15 protein-coding genes are annotated in these 19,514 nt (G+C 66.4%); all 15 read right to left on the reverse strand.

Features of this window, described 5'->3' with window-relative positions; genetic code table 11:
- Positions 1-6 precede the first annotated feature (6 nt).
- Positions 7-219 (reverse strand): hypothetical protein, encoded by a 213-nt coding sequence (locus tag HHX37_RS01135; protein ID WP_182884212.1) that lies wholly within the window; start codon positions 217-219, stop codon positions 7-9.
- Between the two features lie 11 nt (positions 220-230).
- A complete protein-coding gene (locus tag HHX37_RS01140) occupies positions 231-1,070 on the reverse strand; it encodes a type II secretion system F family protein (RefSeq protein ID WP_182884213.1) in 840 nt (279 codons plus the stop codon).
- Positions 1,067-1,933, reverse strand: a complete 867-nt coding sequence (locus HHX37_RS01145) for a type II secretion system F family protein (RefSeq protein ID WP_182884214.1) — start codon at positions 1,931-1,933, stop codon at positions 1,067-1,069. Before HHX37_RS01145 ends, HHX37_RS01140 begins: the two co-directional genes overlap by 4 nt.
- Entirely contained in the window at positions 1,930-3,333 is a 1,404-nt protein-coding gene (locus HHX37_RS01150) for a CpaF family protein (RefSeq protein ID WP_182884215.1), read from the reverse strand. The genes HHX37_RS01145 and HHX37_RS01150 overlap by 4 nt, the downstream gene beginning before the upstream one ends.
- Positions 3,330-3,662, reverse strand: a complete 333-nt coding sequence (locus tag HHX37_RS01155; protein WP_182884216.1) for a hypothetical protein — start codon at positions 3,660-3,662, stop codon at positions 3,330-3,332. The genes HHX37_RS01150 and HHX37_RS01155 overlap by 4 nt, the downstream gene beginning before the upstream one ends.
- A 445-nt stretch (positions 3,663-4,107) precedes the next feature.
- Positions 4,108-4,728 carry an SAF domain-containing protein gene (locus HHX37_RS01160; RefSeq protein ID WP_182884217.1) on the reverse strand — a complete coding sequence of 207 codons (621 nt, stop codon included), beginning with the start codon at positions 4,726-4,728 and terminating at the stop codon, positions 4,108-4,110.
- 66 nt (positions 4,729-4,794) lie between these two features.
- Complete coding sequence (locus tag HHX37_RS01165; RefSeq protein ID WP_182884218.1) at positions 4,795-5,580, reverse strand: hypothetical protein; 786 nt, start codon at positions 5,578-5,580, stop codon at positions 4,795-4,797.
- Positions 5,559-5,966, reverse strand: a complete 408-nt coding sequence (locus HHX37_RS01170) for a hypothetical protein (RefSeq protein ID WP_182884219.1) — start codon at positions 5,964-5,966, stop codon at positions 5,559-5,561. Before HHX37_RS01170 ends, HHX37_RS01165 begins: the two co-directional genes overlap by 22 nt.
- Before the next feature lie 4,437 nt (positions 5,967-10,403).
- A complete protein-coding gene (cas7c, locus tag HHX37_RS01175) occupies positions 10,404-11,258 on the reverse strand; it encodes a type I-C CRISPR-associated protein Cas7/Csd2 (protein ID WP_182884220.1) in 855 nt (284 codons plus the stop codon).
- 31 nt (positions 11,259-11,289) lie between these two features.
- A complete protein-coding gene (gene cas8c / locus HHX37_RS01180) occupies positions 11,290-13,044 on the reverse strand; it encodes a type I-C CRISPR-associated protein Cas8c/Csd1 (RefSeq protein WP_182884221.1) in 1,755 nt (584 codons plus the stop codon).
- Between the two features lie 4 nt (positions 13,045-13,048).
- A complete protein-coding gene (gene cas5c, locus HHX37_RS01185; RefSeq protein WP_310740225.1) occupies positions 13,049-13,738 on the reverse strand; it encodes a type I-C CRISPR-associated protein Cas5c in 690 nt (229 codons plus the stop codon).
- Entirely contained in the window at positions 13,735-15,948 is a 2,214-nt protein-coding gene (gene cas3, locus HHX37_RS01190) for a CRISPR-associated helicase Cas3' (RefSeq protein WP_182884222.1), read from the reverse strand. The genes cas5c and cas3 overlap by 4 nt, the downstream gene beginning before the upstream one ends.
- A gap of 715 nt (positions 15,949-16,663) precedes the next feature.
- Complete coding sequence (locus HHX37_RS01195) at positions 16,664-17,053, reverse strand: hypothetical protein (protein WP_182884223.1); 390 nt, start codon at positions 17,051-17,053, stop codon at positions 16,664-16,666.
- 154 nt (positions 17,054-17,207) lie between these two features.
- Complete coding sequence (locus HHX37_RS01200) at positions 17,208-17,864, reverse strand: DUF2637 domain-containing protein (protein ID WP_310740226.1); 657 nt, start codon at positions 17,862-17,864, stop codon at positions 17,208-17,210.
- Positions 17,865-17,934: 70 nt separating this feature from the next.
- The gene (locus tag HHX37_RS01205; RefSeq protein WP_259406126.1) at positions 17,935-19,284 is read right to left on the reverse strand and encodes a tyrosine-type recombinase/integrase; all 1,350 of its coding nucleotides are present in this window, start codon (positions 19,282-19,284) and stop codon (positions 17,935-17,937) included.
- Between the last annotated feature and the right edge of the window lie 230 nt (positions 19,285-19,514).

Here is a 19,514-nt window from a genome sequence, read left to right on the forward strand (position 1 = left end):
CGCGGGTCACAGGTTGATCGAGTTGGCCTTGGAGATGATTTTCGCGGTGACGATGCCCATGACCGTGATTGCCACCAGTACGAGCGCAGCGATTATGATCATCGCCTCGGCGGACATCGCTCCCTTGTCGGGATGCTCGCGGGCCCGTTCGAGCCTGTCGAGCAGAAGCTTCCGGACGGCGAGCCAGTAAGCGGCCTCCGGCGGCAGGAGAGGGGACATGTGGCATCTCCTCAGCTCATGATTCGGTAGACGGCGGGAAAGCACACAAGCGCCAGAAAGCCGAAGACGGAGATGCCGATCGCGATGGGCATCTCGCTGGTCCGGCTGTTGGCACGGGCCCGTGCTTCGGTCAGCGCGGTGGTGCGCATGGACTGCGCCTTGGCCAGCAGAGTGGACAGCACCTGGGCGCCCTCGGAGCCCGCGTCCTCGGCGATGTCGGCCAGCTCGGTCAACTCCGCGATGCGTATCTCCTCGCCGAGTTGAGCTAGGCCGCGCCACGGCTGTTCTCCGGCACGTTTGGCGTGCTCCAGGACCTGGGCGATGCGGCGGAACACCCAGCCCGTGCACACCTCGGCAGGCGCCTGAAGGGCCTGTGGTGGCCCGGCGCCGGCGGATCGTTCCAGCGCGACCATGTCGAGGTACGTCGCCAGGGCGGTGCGGAACTCCTGCCGACGCTCCCGAGCCTGGCTACGGACGGCGTAGTCAGGGACCAGGGCGAACAGGGCCCCGCACAGTACGCCTGCGCCGGTCGGCACGGCCCAAGGCAGGGAAACGCCTGCGACCGCGCACAGCATGGTCAGTGGGAGCGGCAACACCAGACCGAACAGCAGGGAGGTGACGCGCTGCAGAGTGAAGCGCTCATCGCTGATGCCGAGAAGCGCCAGGTCCTCGCGGGGAACGGGGAGCCGTGACAGCCGCACGGTGAGCCGGCCGCGCGGGCCGGGGCGGCGAGCGCCGTCGAGTCGCGCGAGCGCGTCGTTGAGGCGCGGAGGACCGGGAGACAGCTCGGATCCGACGATGACCAGGCCGAGGCCGATCATCGCCCCCGCGGTCACGGCCGGGATGTTCATCGCTGCTTCCCGGGATCCGTGAGAAAGCGGTGACCGACGGCGGAGCTGCCGAGCCTATGCAGCCACCACAGCGCCACGCCGTACAGGCCTGCCACCATGGCCAGGACGACCTGTCCGACCGGCGTGCCGAAGGGCGCGACGTAGGACCGCTGCGTGATCGCGACAGCCGTGAAGGCGACGAGGATGCCGATGATCCAGCGGACGGTCGTACGGTGCTCGGCTCGCGCGGCTTCGACTTCCCGGCGGTCGCTCACGTCCTTCGCGACGAGCTGGGCGAGCTGGTGCAGCAGCGCGCTGGCGCCCTTCCCTCGGCGTCGTGCCACGAGGATGAGAGCCGCTGCGATGCGGTCTCCTACCGGATCGTTCAGCTCGTCGGCGAAGAACCGCAGCGCCTGCTCGGTCGGCATCTGAGCGACGCGGAGCCGACGGGAGAGCGAGGACACTGGCCCGGTGATGGCGGACGGGACGTTGCGGGCGGCACTCTGCTCCAATGCCTGTTCCAGGGCCCGGCCGGCCACCAGCAGGTCGGCCAGGCGCCGGGTCCACAGCTCCAGTGCTTCGAGCTTCCGGATCTGCTGAGCGGCGGTGCGGCCTGACACCACTTTCGGTAAGGCGAGCACGGCTACCGCCGTGGCGCATGCGGCAACAGGCCATCCGGTCAGGCCGAGTACGGCGACCGCGGCGAAGAAGGAAATCACGGCAAGCCGTCGCCGGGCGATCAGCGCCCTCCGGATCGCCGGCCAACGGGAAGGAGGTCGTACCGGCTCGACGGGCCCCCGTCCGGCGAGTCCGATGACGATGCAGGTCACTCCGCCCAGGACAGCCGATGTGCCGAGGCCGGCGGGCAGAGCAGGCGTGTTCATCGCACCTCCCACATGGCGGCGTACGGGTCGAGGAGCGTCGGATCGAAGCCCGCGGCCTTCAGTTGCGGAAGGCACTGAGGCGTGATGTCCGGCATTGCCCGGCCACCTGGTCCTGTGGGGCTGTAGACGCGGTTACGGCTGGGCTGCTCGCTGTCGGCCGGAGGCATCACCTCAAGGACCTCGGAAACGAAGCGCGTGTTGGTCGCGGGATCCATTCGCAGATGGACGACCAGGTCGATGGTCTCCCCTGTGTTCAGGTGGATGACCTCAGGAGGCGTCTGGGCACCGACTCCACGCGTCCAGAGCATGACGACCCGGTTGAAGATCTCCTCTGTTCCGTCGGCGTGGATTGTGCACATCGAGCCTGGGTGGCCGGTGTTCATCGCCTCGAACATCGGGATGATCTCGTCCGCGCGTACCTCGCCGACGATGATCCGCTTGATGTTCTTCCGCAGGGAGTGCGGGATCAGGTCGTTGAGCGTGACGGCTCCGGCGCCTTCGGAATTGGCCTGCCGTACCTGGAAGGCGATCACGTTCTCGTGGCGGTGGCGCAGCTTGTGCAGGAACAGCTCGTAGTCCGATTCCAGCGTGGCGAGCCGTTCCGCCGGGTCGATCGCCGAGGCCAGCGCGCGCAGCATCGTGGTCTTGCCCGCTGCTGTACCGCCGGTGATCACGATGTTCAGCCGGGCCAGCACGGCCGCGCGAAGGAAGCCGTACAGGCTGCGGTTGATGGTGCCGAGCCGGAGCAGGTCGTCGAGGGTGACGTCGACTAGCCGGTGGCAGCGGATGCTCGCACACGGCCTGGTGGTGACGGCCATAGTGGCGCTGAGCCGTACGCCCACGCCGCTTTCCCCGTCTCCGGGCCGGAGCGCTGTGTTGAGCAGCGGACTCGCGCCGGAGAACTCGCGCGGGTTGTAGCTCTTGTGGAGCGCCCACATCTGGATCATTTTGATCAGCTCGTCATCGGTGGCGGCGACTGCCGGGCCGCGCTCGCAGGTGCCGTCGCTGTAGGTGATCCAGACCTCGTCGCACCCGTTGATGTCGATGCTCTCGACCCTGCTGTCATTGACGTACGGCGTGAGCACTCCGAGCTCGAACCGTTCGTCCAGGACCGCCTGCACGAGCCGGCGCTGGGTCGCGAAGCTCACCGCGACGCCGTCCGACAGCCGTTCATGGGACCAGCGCTGCACCGATGACTGGATCACCTGTCGAGCAGCCTCACGATCCTCGCTGTCCTTCAGGTCGTCGGCGATCGAGGCGGTGATGTCGAGTACGGCTTCCCGGAAGTCCTTATCGCCGAGTTCCTCCGCCGGAGTCGCTGTACGAGGAAGCAGGCCGGGGCCGGCGGGGCCGGTGATGGGACGTGGAGGCCAGACGTCACCCGGGGGCCAGCTGCTCATCGCGTCACCACCTCAGTCGGCTCCTGCGACGTCGCGAGGTATTGGCGCATCGCCCCCGCGAGGAAAGACGCCCCACGCATCAACGGCGCTCTGCGGAAGGAGCGCCGTGCTCGTTTGCCGTCCGAGAACACCGCAGCCGACCTCGGATCATGTGGAATCCCCGCGATGACGGGCAAGCCGAACAGCGCGTCGCTGATCTCTTTGGGGGTGTAATCCCCCTCGCCGACGAGGCACAGGGCGACCGGCACCTTCGCGCCCACATAGCGGCCGACCGCATCCAGCCTGGGGCGAGCGTCCGCGACCTGGCGCAGGGAGGGGCGCAACAGCATCAAGGCCAGGTCCGACGCTGCGATTCAATTGCATGGGGGTGTCCGGCCCGCCGATCTGGCCCACGTCCAGCACCACGTCAACGACTCCCGCGCCGGCTGACGTAATCGCTGTCGCGATGGCGTCCCACGCCGTTTCGAGCTGCGCCACGTGGCGTGGGTCTCTCGTTCCGGGGAGCAGGAGCCACTCGCGGGTGTCCTGGTCGAGAGAGACGATGTATTTCCACAGAACGGCTGGATCAGGCTGGTGGGCGATGGCGAGGGCGAACTCCAACAGGCCGCCGGGCAACCCTTCCATCCGGCCGCCGAGAAATCCCTGGAGGACGCTGCCGCCCTTGGGGTCGCACTCGGCGAGCAGGGCGCGGCCTCCCCAGGCGTAGGTGACGGCAAGAGCGGTCGTGGTCACGCCAGGGGACCCGCCCGGGCTCATCAAGGCATAGGTCGCCATTCACCTGCTCCGCGGGTTGAGGACCAGGGCGACCTGGCCGCTGGCCGCCAGACTGGCGAGCTCGGCGCCTCGCGAGTTGTTCACGATGAGATCGACGACCATGAGGCCGTCCGTGTCCGGGCCCTTCACCTGGTCGACCACCGCGTCGATGACGGGCCGGGCGTTTGGTCTGGAAGCAGGTACGGCCTGGTTCTCCGGGGTGGCGAGGACGAGAATTGCGTCTCCGGGCCGTAGCCCGCGGGCCGGCAGTCGGCTCGGCTTCACTGCGACGGGCACGAGCTGCTGGCCCACGACGGGGACGACCTGATCGGTGAGCAGCCTGGGCTGCACGAGCATGCCCGCAGCGAGATCCGTCGCGGCTCGTTTGCCGATCACTCTGGGGAGATCGCGGGCAGGAATCGTCGGTACGAGGTTGTCCACGCCCACTGTGGTCGTCGTGACGTTGTCCGCCGTTAGCTGCCGGCCGGGGGCCACATCATGTGTCATCACGAGGACCGACACCCGGGCGCTCAGACCCGTGATCGTCTGGTAGCTGATCACTCCGCCGCCGGCCACCACGAGCACGCCGAGGAGCAGCAGCCCTCGGCGGCGTTGGCGTGGTTGCGGCGTAAGCTTCGGCACCTGCACTGGAGGGGCGACGCCGTTCCCTGCGTGCTGAGGTGGAGAGGACACGTGGTTGCGGACCATTCAGGAGCTCCTCTGGATGAGTGCCTGACCTTCGGCGATCCGCAACGGGAAGGTTGTGGACGTCGTCATCGGCGCCAAAGGTCCGCCGGCACCGTCGGAGCCGGTCCACGCGGCCGTCCAGACGACGGAGACGGTCACCTTGTAATGCGCGCCTGGGAGACCGGCGCTGGAGCGGGTGAAGAGGTACGTGCAGGTGTCTGTCTGGTCGGCCACGGACGGGTCATACGGGGTGCCGGGCCCCTTGCACGTCAACGTGCCCTGTCCCGCACCCGGGCGGATGACCAAAGTTGTCGGCGTCGCCGTGACCTCGGCCCACACCGGGCCGGACGTCGCCCGCTTGCTGATCGTGCGCCATTCGCCTCGCTGCGCCCAGAAGAAGTGCGGCAGGCCGACCAGCCCGTCCTTGCCGCGAGGCGGCGCTGTCGCGATCCGCGGGGCAGGAGGCTTGACCTGGCCGAGGGCCTGCTGCAGAAGCATCTCGGGCGTCACGGCAGGCGCCGCCGGATCTTCGGGCGTCACGCCCTGGAAGGTGTTCCGCTGGCCGTTGGGCCCATAGTCGCACTGCAGGTAGGTGACACCGTTCGCGCCACCGACTGTGTGGCAGTTGGTCCACTTGCTATCACCGTCGTCGCCGCCCCTGGAGGATCGGACAGGCTGTCCGACATCATGGCTGCTGTACGCGACCCAGCCGCTGCCCCAAGGGAAGGCTCCATGGTCGTCCATGGGGACACCCGGACCGAAGGCGTTGGCCACGAGGAGCGGAGTCAGGACGAGGGTGGCGTGCACGCCGCCTCCCTGATACTCAAGCCGACGACACGCCAACGCCCATCGGAAGACTGCCCCAGTTCCGCCTTGATGTTCGCCGTCGAGTTGGCCTTGATGGTGCCGGGAATGAGCTGATGCGTACGGCGATCGGCCATGCCGGCCTTGGAGGTGTCCTGGCAATCGATGACCTCAGCGTGCTTCCCGCCGACGCGCACCTCCTTGACACGCGGGATCACCTCCCCGTACGGCTCCCGCCCCTGCTCATCCATCTGCCGAATCCCGGCAACAAGATGATCAAGGTATGGGCCGTTGACGTAGCGCTTGAGCAGACTCCGGGCCTCCTCCGGCGAGGATCTGCCAGCTGTGGTGAGTGTTTTCCAGTACTCGCTGTAGGTCGCGACGATCAAGTCATGTGCCACTCGTGGAGTCGGTCTCGCCGGAGACGGTGTCGAGACAGTCGGCGCTGAAGACTGAAGCGACGAGGAAGGAGACTCTGCTTCGCATGCACTGAGGAGAGCCAATACGCAGACAGCCGTTGCTGCGTGACGAGCAGTTATTCGACCTCTCTTCGGCTTTGCTACGCAGTTCTTCATTACTCTCAGCTCCAATTCGGTTGCGGAGAGTAGATTAAGCAGATCGCAAAGGCTGGGACAAGGGAGAGATGGCAGCGCTTCCAGCTGTGACCCCACCTCTGGAAGCTCCCCGGCCGCCTCGGAGGGCGACCGCCACGTTGGCGCTGTCCCGCTCGCGGTGCCCGCCGTGGCGTTGCGACCCAGGGTCGCCCCGGAGGGCGACCGCCACGTGCCGCCCGCGCACAGGTCTGTCGAGGACGGGTCAGTGTTGCGACCCACGGTCGCCCCGGAGGGCGACCGCCACTCGGCCAGTGGGGGTGGTGAGGATGGGCATCTTCGGGTTGCGACCCACAGTCGCCCCGGAGGGCGACCGCCACCTCGATCACCACGGGCACGTTCGTCGTCAGCCCGGTGTTGCGACCCACGGTCGCCCCGGAGGGCGACCGCCACCGCGGAGCGCGGACACAATGACGGCGAGTTCGATGTTGCGACCCACGGTCGCCCCGGAGGGCGACCGCCACCGGACGGTGCCGTCAGCGTCCGGCACCTGAGCGGACGAGTTGCGACCCACGGTCGCCTCGGAGGGCGACCGCCACAGGCGGCCAAGCAAGGCAGCACCGACGCCGAGATCGCGTTGCGACCCACGGTCGCCCCGGAGGGCGACCGCCACCTCCGTGAGCTGACGGCCGGTCGCCTGCTCAATGTTGCGACCCACGGTCGCCCCGGAGGGCGACCGCCACGCTGCCCATTCATCAACGCGAAACCCGGCGACTGGTAGTTGCGACCCACAGTCACCCCGGAGGGCGACCGCCACCATCGAGGTTGTGATCAAGACACGCCGGGAGTGGACGTTGCGACCTACAGTCGCCCCGGAGGGCGACCGCCACCGGTACGGACCGTAAGACCGCCTACGGCGGTAACCGTTGCGACCCAGGAGTCGCCCCGGAGGGCGACCGCCACCCATCCTCGGCGCGCTCGGCATCACCTACGTGGTTCCGTTGCGACGCACAGTCGCCCCTGAGGGCGACCGCCACGTGTCGGTGCTGAAGTTGGGGGTCACGCTGTTGGTGTTGCGACCCACAGTCGTCCCGGAGGGCGACCGCCACCTCGCTGGTAAGGCGGAGAATCGCGACCCGGATGAGTTGCGACGCACAGTCGCCCCTGAGGGCGACCGCCACCTCCGGCCCCAACACCACGTTCTTCTCCAACGCCAACAAGTTGCGACCCACGGTCACCCCGGAGGGTGACCGCCACCGAGGAGGCGGACGGTGGTCTGGCGTCCGTCGCAGGTGTTACGACCCACGGCTGCCCCGGAGGGCGACCGCCACCCAGGAGGCCGAGTCGGGGTGTCCATTGCGAGACGTGGTTGCGATCCACGGTCGCCCCGGAGGGCGACCGCCACCTGCCCGATGTAGCGGCTTGTGTCCGACGTCGTGACGATGTTGCGACCCACGGTCGCCCCGAAGGGCGACCGCCACTTTCGACCCAGGCGAGATGTCCGCCGGGTCCGAGGATGTTGCGACCCACGGTCACCCCGGAGGGCGACCGCCACGGACCGACCGCGTTGACCACAGCCTCCACACCGCGGTTGCGACCCACGGTCGTCCCGGAGGGCGACCGCCACGCCAGGCCGTACGTCCGCGCTTCCCCGCTCTCCGTGAAGTTGCGGCCCACGGCCGCCCCGGAGGGCGACCGCCACCGGCAAGTACGGCGAGCAGTACGACTACGTGTGCCCGTTGCGACCCACGGTCACCCCGGAGGGCAACCGCCACTTGACCTGGAGGGCCGTGTAATCCCAGTCCGAGCCGTTGCGACCCACGGTCGCCCCGGAGGGCGACCGCCACCCGACTCGACCGCCCCGTCCGCGCTGCCGTCGGAGATGTTGCGACCCACGGTCGCCCCGGAGGGCGACCGCCACTCTGAACGATGCGATGGTGGCGCTTCGCGAGCTGTTGCGACCCACGGTGGCCCCGGAGGGCGACCGCCACCGAACAGCACGCTGGTCGTCGCGGCCGGGTTCGCCGTGTTGCGACCCACGGTCGCCCCGGAGGGCGACCGCCACCGGCGCGGGTCGGGTGGGCGTACAGGTAGAAGCCGATGTTGCGACCCACGGTCGCCCCCGGAGGGCGACCGCCACCAGGTGATCGGGGCCGGCTTCTCCGCCGACATCGTGTTGCGACCCACGGTCGCCCCGGAGAGCGACCGCCACGCCAGGAGCAGCTCCGGCACGCACGGGCGGCACTACCCGTTGCGACCCACGGTCGCCCCAGAGGGCGACTGCCACCGGACAACCTCGCGCCCCTGACCCCGACCCTGTCCAAGTTGCGACCCACAGTCGCCCCGGAGGGCGACCGTCACCACGAAGTTCGCGTCGCTCGTCCCGAAGGTGGCCTTGTTGCGACCCACGGTCGCCCCGGTGGGCAACCGCCACTGATCGCCTCCTACCCCGACGTGCTGCGCGCCTGGTTGCGACCCACGGTCGCCCCGGAGGGCGACCGCCACGATGCCGCGCAGGATCAGCCGCAAGTCGGCCACGGAGTTGCGACCCACGGTCGCCCCGGAGGGCGAACGCCACCCCGAGGCTCCGGGGCTGGAAACTCAGGCCCATAAGTTGCGACCCACAGTCGCCCCGGAGGGCGACCGCCACTCGGGCACCAGTAGAGCTTCGACGTCTCCGGGTTGAAGTTGCGACCCACAGTCGCCCCGGAGGGCGACCGCCACCGCGATGCCCCACACGATTCCGTGGAGCGCCCAGCGGTTGCGATCCACGGTCGCCCCGGAGGGCGACCGCCACTGTTGAAACCGCGAAGGCTGAAGCCCACGATGAACAGGTTGCGACCCACGGCCGCCCCGGAGGGCGACCGCCACCCCAGGTGAGGGCCATGCCGATCCAGTGCATCCCAGTTGCGAGCCACGGCCACCCGGGGGGTGACCGCCACCTGCAGGGCCTTCTTCGCCTCATCCTCAAGGATCGAGTTGCGACCCACGGTCACCCCACGGGGCGACCGCCACATTGTGGAAACGCTCGAACCACACGTGGCCCTGTACCTGTTGCGATCCACGGCCGCCCCAAAGGATGACCGCCACTGAGGAACTCAGACATGCACATGCCGTTGGTTTCACATTCGCGATCCTCGGCCGCTCCGAAGGGCGGACACCACCGACCTCCGGCACGATGCTCGTGTAGACGTCCGCGGTGTTGCGATCCACGGTTGCCTCGGAGGACGACCGCCACACCATGGTGTTGGTTAGGACCTGGATGTCCCCGCGGGAGTTGCAAGCAACGCCGCCTGGAGGGCGACCGCCACCGGTCCGCCCCGCGCCAGCCGTGTAGCCGAGGGTGTTGCGACCTACGGTCGCCCGAGAGCGACCGCCACGCGCCCGGCACGCTGCACCGCGCGAGAAGCTGGTCCCAGTTGCGATCCTCGGCCGCCCCGGAGGGCGACCGCCACCCTGCTTCACTCAGTCCGGGATTAGGCCGCCGAAGTTGCGATCCACGGTCGCCTCGGAGGGCGACCGCCAACCCGCAGGGACATGATGCGGCCGCACCGCAGGACGACCGCCAAGTAGAGGCGGGCGCCGTACCCGAAGGAGTCGAGGAGATTGCGACCCTCGGTCGCCCCGGAGGGTGACCACCACGGCACCTGAACAGGCAGTATGCCTCCATAGTTCCGACAGCAACACCTTCGCGATCTAAGTTGTCAAGTAACGTCCTCGGTCGCCCGAAGGGCGACCGCCACGCTCCAACTCCTCCGCCTTTGGCAGGTGTCGCGCCCCTCGGCCGGCCCGGAGGATGGCCGTCACCAGGTCGGACCAGCGACGCTTCGGTAGTCCCTGGATCTTGTTGCGATCCTCGGCCGCCCCGAAGAGCGGCCGCTACCGATTTGAGACTGAACCCGAGTGATGTCCTCCACGCGGTTGCGATCCTCGACCGCCTCCGCAGGCGATCACTTTCTAAGATCGCTTCAACTCACCCATTCGGGTGAAGATGAGCGTCGCCCACGAGGGGAGGCGCTGCTGCCGGGTCGGCATCAGGAATTTCGTTCCAAAATTGGTTGCGATCCTCACCACCATTTGGCGGTGCTGGGTAACGGGTTTTAAGGATTGGATCCTTACCAGACGCAGTTTCGAAAACCCTCACCGGCCCCGACGGGCCAGCGCTGGCAGGTTGGACGCCCAGTTCAGTGTTTTTGACGGCGTTGCGATCCTCGCCAGCCTAGGCCGGCGCCGTTCTCGACCGTAGCTCACTCTAGATCGTGGCGTTCAATCGGGTTAACCCACAACGCGAGTGAAGGTCACGCCGTCGGGAATAGGCGTCTCCTCGATCGTGATCAGGTAGTTGTTGAAGTCGCGGATGGGCTGGTCACCGGGGATGGCGCGTTCGACCTTGACCATGTCGGTGAGGGTGCGCGCGGGGGCGGTGCCAAAGGCGTCCGCGTGGGTGAAGATGTAGAGGCCTCGCAGCGTGATTTCGGCGCGCCCGGATGCCCGGTCGTGTTCGAACATCAGGGTCAGCGCGCGCCAGAGCATGGACAGGTCTTCGGAGGTGACTCCGGTTTTGGCGGCGAGGGGGGCGCTGAAGTGGCCGGTTCCGCGGTAGAGGCCGTAGGCGATGGTGTTTTTGCCGCCCATTTCGGTCTCTTTGTTGTCGTCTTCGCGGGTGCGGGTTACGCGAGTGATGCCGTGTTCCTGGGGCATGACGGAGTCGATGGATCGGGAGAAGGTGAGCTGGAGGGGGCCGCGGACTCGTCCTGCGGTCTTCTTTCCGGTGGCCATGACAGCGCCGAACATCCGGACATCGAAGAAGGTCTGGCACATCCACTGCTGAGCCGAGGTTTCGGCCGCCCTGCCTTCAGTGAGTCCGAGCTCCGTGTACGCCCGCTCGTGTTGTGAGTTGAGGGAGACGCCGGCTTCGACGTAGATGTCGTAGCCGGGCTTGCCCTCGCCGAGGAGGGCGACCATGTTGCGGATCTTCCGTTTGATCGCGACGTCGGTGACCAGGCCCTGCATGGTTTCAGGATCGGTACGCGGCATGCCGCCGGCGTCCGGGTCGCCGTTGGGGTTGCCGTCGTAGACGTCGAAGAGGAACACGAAATCGTGCTTGCGGGTCGGGTCGAGATGAATCATTGAGGTCACAGGGCTTCTTCCTTTCGTGAGGTCAGGACTGGCTCGCGTCGGCGGTTGCTTTGGCCGCCCTGGCGGCGCGGGCGGCAGCTATGTCATGGGCGCGCTGGTGGTCGTAACCGAGAATGAATTGGATCTGTCCCTTGGCATCCAGGTGCGTCGGGAGTCCGGACTCGCGGTCGATCAGCTGGCTGATGGTGGCAAGCCGGCTGTCCAGAGCCAGGCCAGCCGGACGGGTTTTCTCTTTGCCGATGAGCTTCTTCAGGTGCCCGTTGGCGTTCGTGCGCAGCATCCGCATGGTCGCGGCCGGTTGCGTCATGGCCAGGCCGAAGTAGCGGTCTCGGATGGTGGTGTTGGCCTCGGGCAGAGCGCGATGCTGGATCGCCTCCAGTACGGCGAACAGACGACCCCAAACATAAGCGGGATCGGTGGCGTTCTCGTCGAGGCCCGGCATGATGTTCTCCTTATACGGGTGGCGAGTGAGCGCAAGCCGGAGCATTGCGACTCTCGGCAGGTCGACGTGGTGGTCATTGCGGATCCGGTGCAGCAGGTGCGCCACCATGTGGGAAGGCGGCGGGGTGCCGTGCAGTGCCGCGTGCAGCAGATCGCGGTCCAGGCCGTGGGCGGTGCTGCCCGGCCGATAGATCTTGCGGGTTCGGCTCCATTGGCCACTGGCCCGCACCATCTGCCATAGCGGCGCGTAGCTGATGCCGTCGGCCCACCGATCAGTGGAGGCGATGTCACGGAACCACGCGGCGAACTTCGCTTTGATTTCGGGGAGCGGGACGTCCAGCCAGTCCCGGACGACCACCCGGCTCTGGTTCGCGGACAAGGTCAATGCGTAGAAGGCGTTGTCGTCGACGCGTGTGCCGGGCTGACCGCGGTGCACCTCCTGTAACAGTCGCTCGACATCCTTCAGCTGTGGGGCGTCGATGATCAGGGGGTTGAAGTCCGCCGGTTCGCGTAGCCACCAGATGAACACGTTGTCGTCGCCGCGGCGGCGGTGCCGGTCGTCGGACAGCAGGTGGTTCAGCCCGGCCATCGCCGCGCTGCCGCACTCCTCGCAGATCGGGGTGTTCGCCAGCTGCAGTGTGCCCATCCGCCCCTGGGCCGTAGTGTTCACAGAGATGAGCGCGGCGTCCCGGCCACGTTTGGGCCGACCGGCCGCGTCAAGGCCGACGGGGATGAGGGTGCCCTTGACCATCTCCGGGATGGTCTTCAACAGCGCGCCGTAATCGCCGCAGCCCAGGCACAAACCGTCGTTGCCGGAGCTTTTGCGGTCGCGAGCCACCTGGGCCCAGAAGGCGATGGCAGACGGGCGCAGGTGCGCCCACTCATCCTCCACCATAACGGCGACCATGTCGCTGGACTTGGCCTCATCAGGAAGGTCGGCGAGGACATCAAGGTGGCGTTCGGCCTGGAAGGTCCGCCACACCAGGTCGGCGACAGGGTCGGTTGCCGCGTCCCGCCAGGCTTTGAGCAGGTCGAGATAGGCGTCGTTGCGGCGGTCCGCCGCTGCCTGCGCCTTGTCGGTGTCGTCCTTGGCGACCGCGAAGACGTACTCGAGCGTGTCCGCGAGCAACATGGCGGCCACCCCGCTAGTGCGGGTCAGGTACGGGGTTGGCAAGGAAGAGCCAGCCTTATTGACGCTGTCCGCGCGGCTTATCAGAGAGGGTGTCCCCTTGCGGTCGATTATGAGCGCCCACCGGACGGTCCGATTGCGGTAGTAGCGGGGAGTCTCTGCACCTGCCGACTGTCTGGCGTGCTCGGCCAGTCGCTGGATCAGCATGCCGTCACGTCCGGGACCGGGCCGGGGAGGCGGAGGGGAGTTCCATGCCCTGGGGCGGCACTGCCATGACCCCGCAGTCGAGTCGGGCGAGGAACCAACGATAGGTCTCGCCGGCCTCGCTGTAGCCGATGCTGTGCAGCATGACCCCGAGATCACGGGACTCATCGATCGCCTTGGCGGAGGTGGGCTTTGAGAACCAGGCGGTGAATTCCCTCGTGCCGAGGAAGGGCTGGGAGAAGCAGGCGCCCTTGTCCACGCGTCGGCGAAACTGATCGCGGTACTTGGCCTCGGAGTGATCGGCGTGCGGGCGCAGTTGCACCTGGGCGTGAATGCGGTAGGCGACGTCGCGCAGTGCCAGGGTGTTGCGCTGGTCTCGGTCGTTTTCCACGTCGTAGCGCAGCGTGGGGTCGGTTCTTGCTCGCCTGACCCAGTCCTCGGAGACCACGGACTTGACCTCGTTGCGGCGGATGGAGAACCACCGGATTGGCTTGAGAACCTCGATCTTGCAGATGACGTAGTCGAACTCGGGCTTCCAGAAGATCGCCTCCAGAATGCCGCGGGCGGCCGAAGGCGTCATCACCTCGTAGCTGAAGCGCTCAGACTTCAGCTCGGGGCGGGTGAAGCAGGCCAGTTCACCACCCACCTCAACGACCAGGGGCGCATGCGGATAGCGGGGATGTTCGAATGTGCTCACTGGTCCTTGTCCTTGTCCTCTGTATCGGGGGAGGGGAATTGGATGCCTCGGTGGGTGTCGTAGTCGCCGAGCCACTCATAAAGGTCGCCGATGAGCTCGGCGGCCTTCCCCTGCTCGGCGGCCTGCCTGGCCAGGTTCACGGGCAATGTGGCCAGGTATGGCTGAATGTCGCGGAAGACCCATGGCTCGATGCGCTCCGAACTGCGCAGCCGAGCACGGAGGGCATGGAGTTTTCTGTCCTCGCCTCGGTGGACCAGTATGGGGACAGTCCGTTCCTCGATCATCTTGAAGCGCTCGGCGACCACCGGGAAGTCGAAGTCGGCTCGCCGATCCTGAATCTGCCTGCCGGCGCCGCTACCCTCGACGTTCTTTACGGCGTAGCGGGCGCGGTAGTAGGCCCGCAAAGCGGCCAGGTCATCGGGATCTGCGGCATTGGGGCCGATGAAGCGCTTGCTGGTATCCAGCGCGGCGCCGTATACCAGCCGGGTGCCCCAGGTGTTCCCGTCGGCTGGATCGAACACGATGACCCGGCCTTCTGCCAGAGTGCCGTTTCGGTTCGCCCGCCCGGCGGCCTGCTGCAACGCCTCGGCAGGGGCCAAGGCCCGGTAGACCACGGGAAAGTCGAGGTCGACGCCCGCCTCGACCAACTGGGTGGCCACAACGGCGACGGGCTGATTCTGGCCGACCAGCTCGTAGATGTCGTCGAGGACCTCACGACGATGACCTGCGGTCATCCGGGTCGACAGGTGCAGAACCGGGCCGTCATGCTTCCAAAGCTTGATCAGCTGCTCGTGTAGTTGAGCTGCGTCTCCCGTGGTGTTGACGATCAGGAGCACTTGGCGCTCGCCGGCCGCCTCGGCCGCGATCTGTTTGAAGGTCGGTTTCGGGTGACACCGCCAGATGTAGCGGACCCGGCGCAACCGCTCGTACAGCGGCTGAGGCTGCGCGATCACCTCAGTCGGCTTTAGGCCGCGAAAGATGCCCAGGTCGAAGAAGGCAGGCTGGGTGGCCGACGCAAGCAGCACGCTCGTACCGAAATACTCGGTCAGCTGCCGAAGAGCGGACAGGATCGGCAACAGCATCGAATCCGGCAGGGACTGGACCTCATCCAGCACGATGACCGAACCCGCCAAACGGTGAACCTTCCGCATGGCCGACGGCCGACGATCAAACAGCGACTGGAACAGCTGCACGGTCGTCGTTACAACGACCGGCGCGTCCCAGTTCTCCGCCGCGAGCCGCTGCCACCGCCTGCCAGCAGGCAACCGATGCAGGTCGACACTGCTGTGATGCTCCAGGACATTGGCCTCACCGAACAGGCGGCGATACACCTTCGCGTTCTGCTCCGTAATCGACATATACGGCACCGCGATAATCACGCGACGTAAGCGATGCCGAGCCGCGTGATGTACGGCGAAGCCACCCGCCGCGATCGTCTTGCCGCTCCCCGTGGGCGCCGGGAAGGGGAATATCCCGGGCGGCTGGGCCGCGGCGCTGACCGCCTGGTCGTACACCTCGGCACGAATGCCGTCCACCGGGCTCGAGCCGGTCCGCGCCTTCGCCTCGGCCAGATATTCGATCCGGGCCCCTTCGAAGGCATCGGCCATCGTTGCCAGCGAAGCCGGCTCAGGCCGAGGAGCCCCCGAGAAGTGCCGGGAGGTGTCCAGAAAGTCAGCGTCCACCAGAGCGCTGAACACCATCCGGATCAACAGCTCCACCGCAAGGGGATCCGGCGCTGACTTCACCCAGGCAGGAAGCTCAGGGAACGGTCCAGACGCGATCTCGGGAATGACCTTGGAGACGCGTTCAATCGCCTCCTGGACACGCTCCCTGTCGTCCGTCTCGGCCAGTGCAATGCAACGCTTCAGATCCTGGATGTCGGGAAGCCCACCGTGATGGCCGAGCACGGGCATGCCGAACAACCCCAGCCCTGCCTCACGAACGGCAAGCCACGTCCCCGCCGCCTTGTGATCGATGCTCTGCCCCTGGGCGTCAACGACTCTGCTCTTGGTAGGTTCGGCCGCGATCAGGCCCTCCTGCCACGAACAGCTGCCCTTGCCCACGTCATGGACTAGACCCAGGTAAGCAGCCAACTCCCCGGCACCGAAGACCCCAGCGAAGTCGCCCGCAAGAGCAGCCGTACTCCGTAAATGATCTTCAAGGCCATGGCGAACCCCGTCTTTGCTGCTGCTATGTGCCCACAGGTTCATCTCACGCCAGATCCAGGTCGCTACCAACAGTTGCCTCGGGACTATAGAAGGGGGGTCCGACAAAACCGGGAAGCAACCGAGCCGGCCTTTACGGCGGGTGGCTATTGCGTCGCCGCCAGGGCCGTAATTCGGCTCTGGCGGCATGGCACGCGTGTTCGAATGGCACCCGAACCAACCTCTGAATTGCGATGCTCAGTCGCGTTCACACACGGACTGCTTCCGCTGATGCGCCTGTGAGCGCAACGCCGGCCGGAGGTGGCCGCGCAGGGTTCTCAGAAGTTAGGTTGGGGAGCCATCCGGAAGGTGGGATCTTCAAGACAGAGGGAGGGATGCCGAGTAGCGTCTCGACCCACATAAAAAGGCGCCGCCCGATCCCTGCTAAGACCCGGACGGCGCCATGGACCTCGCATCCAGGCTCAGCCGCTGTCGCCGATCTTTGCTGGCCCCGCACCGCGCTATAACCTCAGCTCTGATCGGGCGCAGCCGACGGCCCCGTAGTTCGGAACCACAAGTGCTCATGCGACACGCCATGGCTCCTCGATGAGTTATCACCCGATATGCTGCTTGATAAGTGAATTAGCACTTGTGGCTGTCGACGCTGGATCAGACATAATTCCTGCTCAGATGCCGTGGCGGTCGCCCTACAAGGCGACCGAGGATCGCAACGGCGTAACAGGCAGACCGGTTGCAGTGTCGATTACGCGTGGCGGTCGCCCTACAAGGCGACCGAGGATCGCAACCCTTGTGCTGCCAGGTCGTCATACACAATGGAGGCGTGGCGTTCGCCCTTCGAGGCGATCGAGGATCGCAACGGCGTAACAGGCAGACCGGTTGCAGTGTCGATTACGCGTGGCGGTCGCCCTACAAGGCGACCGAGGATCGCAACCCCGAGAACGATGCCCCCGGCCGCAAGGCCGCCGCCGGTGGCGGTCGCCCTCAAGGCGACCGAGGATCGCAACCCTTGTGCTGCCAGGTCGTCATACACAATGGAGGCGTGGCGTTCGCCCTTCGAGGCGATCGAGGATCGCAACTTCGCGGGGGCCTGCACCTGGCCGAGCAGCTGCTGCAGGTGGGGGTCGTCCTCCAGGGCGATCGAGGATCGCAACGGGTCGGTCTGGGAGAACAGCTCCGGTCCTGGCGTGGCGGTCGCCCTCCGGGGCGATCGAGGATCGCAACTACCTGAACCAGAACTCCACCGACATCCGCACCATCCAGTGGCGGTCGCCCTTCGGGTCAAGGGAGGCCATGAGGAGGGGCAACTACGTCAGCGTGCCCTTCAAGCCGGACGATTTGACGAGGCGAGCCCAGCGGGGGCTGCGGTGGAATTGTCGGGCGAGGTCAACGGATCGCGGCAGAGTTCCGTCTGTGCGGCGGTTTCGGAGTGCCCACTGCCATGCTTCTTGCTGAAGGCTGCGCCCGCGCGGCCTACCGCCGGCTTGAAGCGCGTCGTCGCCCGATACGGGTTCTGGTATGGCCGTGGGCTCCTCAGGAGAGAGTCGGCGGGCGACGCTTTGCCGTACCAGCCGGAAGGCCATCTCCAAGCCGCCGATCATCGCGAAGGCCGGCCATGCTGCTACAGCACGGCCGACGATGGATGGTTCAGCGACGGCCACGTTGGCGACGACGCTGGCGAGGCTGCCGACCACGAGAAGTGTCCAGGGCAGGACTCCGCCGCGCCTCCCGCGCCTCGAATCAGCAAGCAGAGCCATCGAAGCGCAGAGCACCATCCCGTCGACGCTCAGCGGCAGTAGCGCAGCGGTCCAGGGCGACTCGCCATGCCGAAGCGCAAGCAGATGGAGATGCCGGTACGAGATCGAGCCGGCGATGAAAGCGAGCACGACCACGCTGGTGATCGTCGCTCCCAGGATGACTCTTTCGGTTCGTCGTTGGTCGGCGCCATCCATAGGCTCGGCCACTGGTCCTCGTTTCCTCCAGCGGGATCGAGGCTCGTCTCCGTAGCCAGCAGCGGAGCGAGCCGTACCAACGTCAGGACGACCTGCGCGCGTTGCGGTTTCGGATCTTCGTGAACGCGTCGAGCGCCGTCTCGTCGGCGTCGTCCAGGGTGTGCAGGTATTTCTCGGTGGTCTTGATGGAGCCATGTCCAAGTCGCTCTTTCACCACCTGGAGGTCAGCGCCGCCGGACAACAGCCAGGATGCGTGGGCGTGGCGTAGGTCGTGGATCCGTACCGTGCTCTCCAGGTCTGCTTCGGCCAGGGTCTTCTGCCATACCTGTCGACGGAACCAGTCAGCGGGGACGTGGCCGTCGGTGTCGCGGTTCCGCGGCTGCCGCGGGTTGTCTTTGCCGAGGGCGCGCCGCTCCGCCCGATAGATGGCGAACGCGGCACGGCAGTGCTCGCAGCGGCATTTCCCGGTGGTGTAAGCGGTGCGAGTTCCGTGCTTGTACGACCGTCCGGCTGCGTTCGGCTCGGTGAATCCGAGCTTGTCGGGATCGGGAACCGCTCGCACCTGGCTTCTCGGTGTCGGGTCGTGTCGCCACCTGAAGAACAGGTCATCGCGACCCAACTTCTCGGCCTGGGCGTGAGCTTGAAGCTTCAGGACGATCTGGGCCGTCAACTTGAAACGGCGGAACTCCTTGTCCTTCGGGTACGGCTTGATCAGGAACCGCTCGCCCTTGGGGTGGAACTTCGGGTTGACTTCAACAACGGCACGGCTGACCGTCAGGATGCGTGAGCGGAAGTCGAGGTCCTTCACGCGCAGCTCTGTCAGCTCGCCCCACCGCAGGCCCGTCTCGATCGCGGTTTCCACGAGAAGCTGGCTGTCGCTGTCCGGGAGCGCCATATAGAGGGTGTTGAACTGCTCAGGAGTGATGATGGTGAGCGGCTTCGGGACGACGGGCGGCGTCTTCACCCCCTTGCAGGGATGCAGGTAGGTCACCTGGTCATGAAGTGCGGTCGTGAAGATGGCGCTGAGGATGACCATGTTGCTCTTGATGGTCACCGGCGATACGCCGTTCTTCTTCATAGTGGCGATCCACTGGCGTACGTGCTCGGGCAGGATGTCGATCATCCTGAGATTGCCGAACTCCGGGATCAGGTGCCTGTGGATGGCGTAGGTGTACTTCTCACGGGTGGTCGCCTCCATCTCGTGGTTTGGCAGCCACACCTCGAGGACGTACCGCTCGAACGGCTGACGTCCGCGCTTCGGGTCGCCCGCACGACCCTCGGAAACCTTGGCCTCCGCCTTCTGCCAGGCCGCGTCGGCGTCCTTCTTGTTCGAGAAGGTACCCGCCGACTTCTCCATCCCCTTGATGTCGAAGTAGTACGCGGTGTACCTCGGTTTGCCGTTGCGGCCTATCCGCTTTCGCGAGTAGCCCAAGTGGAAATCACCCCCTCTGATCGTTTGACCGTCATCTGACCGTGAGACTGAGCGTCATGTCCGGTGACGGTTGGTCACTGATGGGCATCCGATCATGTCTTCTAGCTGCAAGTTTACCCATTTAGCGAGTCTCGACCAGGGGTAGCCATACACGCCGAAGAATCCCTGATAAGGAAGAGGTCCCAGGTTCAAGTCCTGGTAGCCCCACCACGAAGCACCAGCTCAGAGGC

The organism is Microbispora sp. H10885 (genome assembly GCF_014161415.1).
In the GTDB taxonomy this organism is placed as follows: Bacteria; Actinomycetota; Actinomycetes; order Streptosporangiales; family Streptosporangiaceae; genus Microbispora; species Microbispora triticiradicis.